This is a genomic window from Streptomyces sp. NPDC056160, from assembly GCF_042268205.1.
In the GTDB taxonomy this organism is placed as follows: domain Bacteria; phylum Actinomycetota; class Actinomycetes; order Streptomycetales; family Streptomycetaceae; genus Streptomyces.
Map to the genome: position 1 here is coordinate 1 of NZ_JBHJUW010000321.1, position 1,962 is coordinate 1,962.

1 protein-coding gene is annotated in these 1,962 nt (G+C 71.4%); it reads left to right on the forward strand.

The features are described 5' to 3' along the window. Window positions 1-274 precede the first annotated feature (274 nt). Window positions 275-1,864, forward strand: coding sequence for a phosphoglycerate dehydrogenase (serA, locus tag ACFC02_RS42410; RefSeq protein WP_376368354.1), 1,590 nt, complete (start codon window positions 275-277; stop codon window positions 1,862-1,864). Window positions 1,865-1,962 lie beyond the last annotated feature (98 nt).

The following is a 1,962-nucleotide window of genomic DNA, read 5'->3' on the forward strand; positions in this document are numbered from 1 at the left end:
GACAGGGGCCGGGGCCGGCGCCCCGGCCCCGTCCGCCGAACCCGGGGTAACGTCGGAGTTCACGGCGGACTCACGGCGTTGTCCACCCCGTCCAGCCACGGACGGGTGATCCTTCCGCAGCGGCGTAATACGACGCACGCGACGCCACTACACTGCTGCACAAACAACGCGTCAGGCCCACAGCGTCGTGCGTCTTCCACGCGGCTAGCATCCCGCCCACTCCACCGCTGCGGCCGTCGGGACGGCCGTCCGCATCGGACCTGTGAGGACTCACGTGAGCTCGAAACCTGTCGTACTCATCGCTGAAGAGCTGTCGCCCGCGACCGTCGACGCGCTCGGCCCGGACTTCGAGATCCGGCACTGCAACGGCGCCGACCGGGCCGAACTGCTGCCCGCCATCGCCGGCGTCGACGCCATCCTGATCCGCTCGGCCACCAAGGTCGACGCCGAGGCGATCGCCGCCGCGAAGAAGCTCAAGGTCGTCGCCCGCGCCGGGGTCGGCCTGGACAACGTCGACGTCTCCGCCGCCACCAAGGCCGGCGTGATGGTCGTCAACGCCCCGACCTCCAACATCGTGACCGCCGCCGAACTGGCCTGCGGTCTGCTCCTCGCCACCGCCCGCAACATCCCGCAGGCCAACGCCGCGCTGAAGAACGGCGAGTGGAAGCGCAGCAAGTACACCGGCGTCGAGCTGGCCGAGAAGACCCTCGGCGTCGTCGGCCTCGGCCGCATCGGCGCCCTGGTCGCCCAGCGCATGTCCGCCTTCGGCATGAAGGTCGTCGCCTACGACCCCTACGTGCAGCCCGCGCGCGCCGCCCAGATGGGCGTCAAGGTGCTGACCCTGGACGAACTCCTCGAGGTCTCCGACTTCATCACCGTCCACCTGCCGAAGACCCCCGAGACCCTCGGCCTGATCGGCGAGGAGGCGCTGCGCAAGGTCAAGCCGACGGTGCGCGTCGTCAACGCCGCGCGCGGCGGCATCGTCGACGAGGAGGCGCTGTACTCGGCGCTCAAGGAGGGCCGGGTCGCCGGCGCGGGCCTGGACGTGTACACCAAGGAGCCGTGCACCGACTCCCCGCTGTTCGAGTTCGACCAGGTCGTCTGCACCCCGCACCTGGGCGCCTCCACCGACGAGGCGCAGGAGAAGGCGGGCATCGCCGTCGCCAAGTCGGTGCGCCTGGCCCTCGCCGGTGAGCTGGTCCCGGACGCGGTCAACGTCCAGGGCGGTGTCATCGCCGAGGACGTCAAGCCGGGTCTGCCGCTCGCCGAGCGCCTCGGCCGCATCTTCACCGCGCTCGCCGGCGAGGTCGCCGTCCGCCTGGACGTAGAGGTCTACGGCGAGATCACCCAGCACGACGTGAAGGTGCTGGAGCTGTCCGCCCTCAAGGGTGTCTTCGAGGACGTCGTCGACGAGACCGTCTCCTACGTCAACGCGCCGCTGTTCGCGCAGGAGCGCGGCGTCGAGGTCCGCCTGACCACGAGCAGCGAGTCGACGGACCACCGCAACGTCGTCACCGTGCGCGGCACCCTCGCCGACGGCGAGGAGGTGTCGGTCTCCGGCACGCTGGCCGGCCCCAAGCACGTGCAGAAGATCGTCGCCGTCGGCGAGTACGACGTCGACCTGGCGCTCGCCGAGCACATGGTCGTCCTGCGCTACGAGGACCGTCCCGGCGTCGTCGGCACGGTGGGCCGGGTCATCGGCGAGGCCGGGATCAACATCGCCGGCATGCAGGTCGCCCGGGCGACGGTGGGCGGCGAGGCGCTGGCGGTGCTGACCGTGGACGACACGGTGCCCGCCGGGGTGCTCGCGGAGGTCGCGGCCGAGATCGGGGCGACGTCCGCCCGTTCGGTGAACCTCGTCTGAGGCAGCCGCGCCCCCAAGCGGACGAAGGCGCCGGGTGAGCTGGTGGATTCCAGCTCACCCCGCGCCTTTCGCGTGCGCCCCCGCCCACAGGCCAAAGC